Source organism: Saccharomonospora halophila 8, assembly GCF_000383775.1.
Lineage (GTDB): Bacteria > Actinomycetota > Actinomycetes > Mycobacteriales > Pseudonocardiaceae > Saccharomonospora > Saccharomonospora halophila.
Map to the genome: position 1 here is coordinate 85,652 of NZ_KB912586.1, position 4,727 is coordinate 90,378.

6 protein-coding genes are annotated in these 4,727 nt (G+C 71.3%); all 6 read left to right on the forward strand.

What is annotated here, in order from left to right; translation table 11 throughout:
- Positions 1-347, forward strand: a 347-nt coding sequence (locus tag SACHA_RS23120) for a 2-oxo-4-hydroxy-4-carboxy-5-ureidoimidazoline decarboxylase (RefSeq protein WP_019812265.1), incomplete at its 5' end; no start/stop codon positions are given.
- Entirely contained in the window at positions 344-673 is a 330-nt protein-coding gene (gene uraH / locus SACHA_RS0118865; RefSeq protein ID WP_019812267.1) for a hydroxyisourate hydrolase, read from the forward strand. The genes SACHA_RS23120 and uraH, both read left to right, overlap by 4 nt.
- Positions 674-677: 4 nt before the next feature.
- Positions 678-1,583, forward strand: coding sequence for a factor-independent urate hydroxylase (gene pucL, locus SACHA_RS0118870; protein ID WP_019812269.1), 906 nt, complete (start codon positions 678-680; stop codon positions 1,581-1,583).
- A gap of 22 nt (positions 1,584-1,605) precedes the next feature.
- Entirely contained in the window at positions 1,606-3,036 is a 1,431-nt protein-coding gene (locus SACHA_RS0118875; protein ID WP_019812271.1) for a nucleobase:cation symporter-2 family protein, read from the forward strand.
- A 5-nt stretch (positions 3,037-3,041) separates the two neighbouring features.
- Positions 3,042-3,860: a hydroxypyruvate isomerase family protein gene (locus SACHA_RS0118880; RefSeq protein ID WP_028663343.1), complete on the forward strand. Its 819-nt coding sequence runs from the start codon at positions 3,042-3,044 to the stop codon at positions 3,858-3,860.
- Positions 3,861-3,904: 44 nt separating this feature from the next.
- On the forward strand, positions 3,905-4,727 hold an 823-nt coding region (locus SACHA_RS23125; protein ID WP_020628655.1), incomplete at its 3' end, for a 2-hydroxy-3-oxopropionate reductase.

Genomic DNA, 4,727 nt, shown 5'->3' on the forward strand with positions numbered 1-4,727 from the left:
CGGCACGCGGCCTCGACGCCGACGAGGTCGACCGGGCGCTCGCGGCACACCCGCGCATCGGGGAGCGCGCCGAGGGAGCCGACACGGAGTCCGCGTGGTCCCGCCAGGAGCAGGCCGGGGTGGACGCCGAGGAGGCGACCAGGCGGGCACTCGTCGAGGCCAACCGCGCGTACGAGGAGAGGTTCGGCCGGGTCTTTCTGATCTGCGCCACCGGGCTGTCCTCCGACGAGATCCTCGCCGCGTTGCGCGCGCGACTGGACAACGACCCCGCCCGCGAGGCCGACGTCGTCGCCGACGAACTTCGCAGGATCGCGGTGCTGCGGGTACGGAAGTTGGTGACGGCATGAGCGCGATCACCACCCACGTCCTGGACACCGCCGCCGGCCGCCCCGCCGCAGGCGTCCCGGTACGGCTCGAACGGGCGAACGGAGCCACCGTCCTCGCCGAGGCCGTCACGAACGGCGATGGCCGCGTGCCCGACCTCGGCCCGGACGAACTCGACGCGGGTCGCTACCGGTTGGTGTTCGACACCGCCGCCTACTTCGCCGCCACCGGGCAGACCGGCTTCTTCCCCGAGGTGGTCATCACCTTCACCCTGGCCGACCCCACGCAGCACCACCACGTGCCCGTGCTGCTGAGCCCCTTCGCCTACTCGACCTACCGCGGGAGCTGACATCATGGCCATCGTTCTCGGCCCGAACCAGTACGGCAAGGCCCAGACCCACCTCGTCCGTGTCCAGCGGGACACCCCCCGGCACGAAGTCCGCGACCTCACCGTCTCCACCGCCCTGCGCGGCGACTTCGGCGCCGCGCACGTCGACGGTGACCAGGGCGACGTGCTGCCCACCGACACCCAGAAGAACACCGTCTTCTCCTTCGCCAAGGAACACGGCGTCGACACGATCGAGGACTTCGCCCTGGCGCTGGCCGACCACTTCCTCGCCCAGGCCCCCGCCGCCACCGGGGCGCGCATCGAGATCGACGAGACCCCGTGGCAGCGCATCGCCACCGGGGCGGGCGAGCACGACCACGCCTTCGTGCAGTCCGGCCTCGGCACCCGCACCACCGTGGTGAACGTCGACGGCCGCGGCGCGGACCGCACCGCCCACGTCGTCTCCGGCATCAAGGACCTCACCGTCCTGAAATCGACCGGGTCCGAGTTCCACGGATTCCTCACCGACCGCTACACCACACTCGCCGAGACCGACGACCGGATTCTGGCGACCTCCCTGATCGCCCGCTGGCGCTACGGCACCACGGACGTGTCCTGGGACGAGACGTTCACCGCGGTGCGCGGTCTGCTGCTGGCCCGGTTCGCCGAGATCCACAGCTACGCGCTCCAGCAGAGCCTCTACGGCATGGGCCACACGGTGCTGGAGAAACACCCGGACATCGCCGAGATCCGGTTCTCCGCGCCGAACAAGCACCACTTCCTGGTGGATCTGTCCCCGTTCGGGGTCGACAACCCGAACGAGGTCTTCCACGCCGCCGACCGCCCGTACGGGCTGATCGAGGCCACCGTGCAGCGCGACGACGCCCCCGAGGCCGGTTCGGCCTGGCACGCCGTACCCGGCTGGGTCTGACGACACCCGCAGGAGGTCAGCAATGAAGCTGTTCCCGCGCTCGTCGAAGTACCGCGGCCGACCCGAGGACGAGCTGTACTCGCTGCCGAAGCTGCTCGCCTACGGAACCCAGCACATCCTCACCATGTACGGCGGGGTCATCGCGCCCCCGCTGATCGTCGGCGGTGCGGCCGGGCTGTCGCCGGCCGACACGGCCCTGCTCGTCACCGCGGGCCTGTTCCTCAGCGGCCTGGCGACGCTGCTGCAGACCCTCGGCATCGGCCCGGTGGGCAGCCGCCTGCCGATCGTACAGGGCATCTCGTTCGCCAGCGTGTCCACCATGGTGGCCATCGCCTCCGAGGGCGGGGTGCGCCCGGTGTTCGGGGCGATCATCGTGGCCGGGCTCGTCGGCCTGGTCGCCTCGTCGTTCTTCGCCCAGCTCGTGCGGCTGTTCCCCGCCGTGGTGAACGGCACGATCATCACGGTCATCGGACTGTCCCTGATGCCGGTCGCGTTCACCTGGGCCCGGGGCGGCGACGGCGCCGAGGACTTCGGCTCGATGGCCAACATCGGCTACGCCGGACTCACCCTGGTGATCATCCTGGCGATCAGCAAACTCTTCCAGGGCGCGATCTCCCGGCTGTCCATCCTGATCGGCCTGGTGATCGGAACCCTGATCGCGACACTGACCGGCAAGGCCGACTTCTCCGGGGTCGGCGAGGCCGACGTGGTCGCGCTGCCGGCCGTGCTGCACTTCGGCACGCCCACCTTCCAGGTCGGCGCCATCGTCTCGATGACCATCGTCATCTTCGTGATCATGGTGGAGACCACCGCCGACATCCTCGCCATCGGCGAGATCGTGGAGACCGACGTCGACGCGAAACGGGTGGCCGCCGGGCTGCGGGCCGACATGGGCGCGACCACCGTGGCGCCGCTGTTCGGCACCTTCCCCGCCAGCGCCTTCGCCCAGAACGTCGGACTCGTCGCGCTGACCGGGATCAAGAGCCGGTTCGCGGTCGCCGTCGGCGGCGGGGTGCTGCTGCTGCTCGGCCTGCTGCCGGTGGTCGGCGCCGTCGTCGCGGCGATCCCCTACCCGGTGCTCGGCGGGGCCGGCATCGTGCTGTTCGGCTCCGTGGCCGCCAGCGGCATCCGCACCCTCGCCCGGGTGCGGTACCAGGACAACCTCAACATGGTGATCGTCTCGGTGTCGATGGCCTTCGGCATCATCCCGATCGCCGCGCCCGAGTTCTGGGATGCCTTCCCCGAATGGCTCGGCATGATCATGCACTCCGGCATCAGCGCCGCCGCCGTCGTCGCCGTGCTGCTCAACCTGCTGTTCAACGAACTGTCCTTCGGCAACAAGCCCGGACCGTCGGTGTTCGAGGCCGCCGAGACCAGCATCGACCGGTTCGGCGACACCCTGGACGACGACATTCCCGACGTCCCGTCCGACCGGACGGAGGAACCGAGGTGACCCCCGTGTCGCACACCCTGCCCTACGCGGTGAACTGCTCGCTGCTGTTCACCGAACTGCCCGTGCACGAACGCCCGGCCGCGGCGAAAGCCGCGGGATTCGACGCCGTCGAGTTCTGGTGGCCGTTCGCCCGGGCCGTGCCCGGCGACGCCGAGGTCGACCGGTTCGTCGCCGCCGTCACCGACGCGGGAGTCCGGCTCGTCGGACTCAACTTCTTCGCCGGCGACATGCCCGGCGGCGACCGCGGCCTGGTGTCCTGGCCGGAACGCACGAACGAGTTCCGGGACAACGTCGACGTCGTCGCCGGCATCGGCGAGCGCCTGGGCACACCCGGCTTCAACGCCCTCTACGGCAACCGCCTCGACACGGTCGCCGACCACGAGCAGGACGCTCTGGCCGTGGAGAACCTCGCCCTGGCCGCCCGGGCCGTCGGCCGGTTCGGCGGCACGGTGCTGGTGGAACCGGTCAGCGGGCCGCAGCCCTACCCGCTGCGCACCGCCGCCGACGCGCTCACCGTCCTCGACCGGGTCCGCTCCGAGACCGGCACCACCAACGTCGGTCTGCTCGCCGACCTCTACCACCTCGCGGTCAACGGCGACGACGTCGACGCGGTCCTCGCCGAGCACACCCCGCGGGTGGCGCACGTGCAGATCGCCGACGCCCCCGGCCGCAACCAGCCCGGCACGGGCGAACTGCCCCTGGACAGACACCTCACCGACCTGCAGGCGGGCGGCTACTCCGGCTGGGTCGCCCTGGAGTACAAGCCCACCGGCGCCACCGTCGACAGCTTCGAGTGGCCGGCACCGCGGCGCCGCCACGCCTGAGACCACCCGCGAGCGATCCCGAATCCCGAAGGAGTCCCCGACTCATGAGCACCATCGCATTCCTCGGCCTCGGCATCATGGGCAGCCCGATGGCCGTCCATCTGGCCCGCGCGGGCCACGACGTGGTCGGGTACAACCGCACCCCGGACAAGACCCGGCCGCTGACCGAGGCCGGCGGACGCGCCGCCTCCTCGATCGCCGAGGCGGTCACCGGCGCCGACGTGGTCTGCGTGATGGTCCCCGACTCGCCGGACGTGCGGCAGGTCCTGGCCGGCGAGGGCGGGGTGTTCGAACACGCGGCCCCCGGCACCCTGGTGATCGACTTCTCCAGCATCCGCCCGGACGTCACCGTCGCGCTCGACGAACAGGCCCGGTACCGGACGCTGCGGCTGCTCGACGCCCCGGTGTCCGGTGGTGAGGCGGGCGCCCGCAACGCCACCCTCTCGATCATGGTCGGCGGCAGCGAGGCCGACTTCGCCGAGGCGAAGCCGCTGTTCGACACGGTCGGCGGCACCGTCGTCCACGTCGGACCGAGCGGCTCGGGCCAGACCGTCAAGGCCGCCAACCAGCTCGTCGTCGCCTCGAACATCCAGGCGCTGTCCGAGGCCGTCGTCTTCCTGGAGTCCTACGGCGTGGACACCGACGCCGCGCTGGAGGTCCTCGGCGGCGGCCTGGCCGGGTCGACGGTGCTCGACCAGAAGCGGCAGAACATGCTCACCCGCTCGTTCGACCCCGGCTTCCGCATCGAACTGCACCACAAGGACATGGGCATCGTCACCGCCGCCGCCCGCGAGGCCGGGGTCGTCACCCCCGTCGGGGCGCTGGTCGCCCAGCTCATGGCCGCCGCGAAGGCCGCGGGCGACGGCG

Bases quoted from the DNA above. Each gene is read 5' to 3' on its own strand.
- uraH (WP_019812267.1), top strand. From the start codon at position 344: ATGAGCGCGATCACCACCCACGTCCTGGACACCGCCGCCGGCCGCCCC.
- pucL (WP_019812269.1), top strand. From the start codon at position 678: ATGGCCATCGTTCTCGGCCCGAACCAGTACGGCAAGGCCCAGACCCAC.
- SACHA_RS0118875 (WP_019812271.1), top strand. From the start codon at position 1,606: ATGAAGCTGTTCCCGCGCTCGTCGAAGTACCGCGGCCGACCCGAGGAC.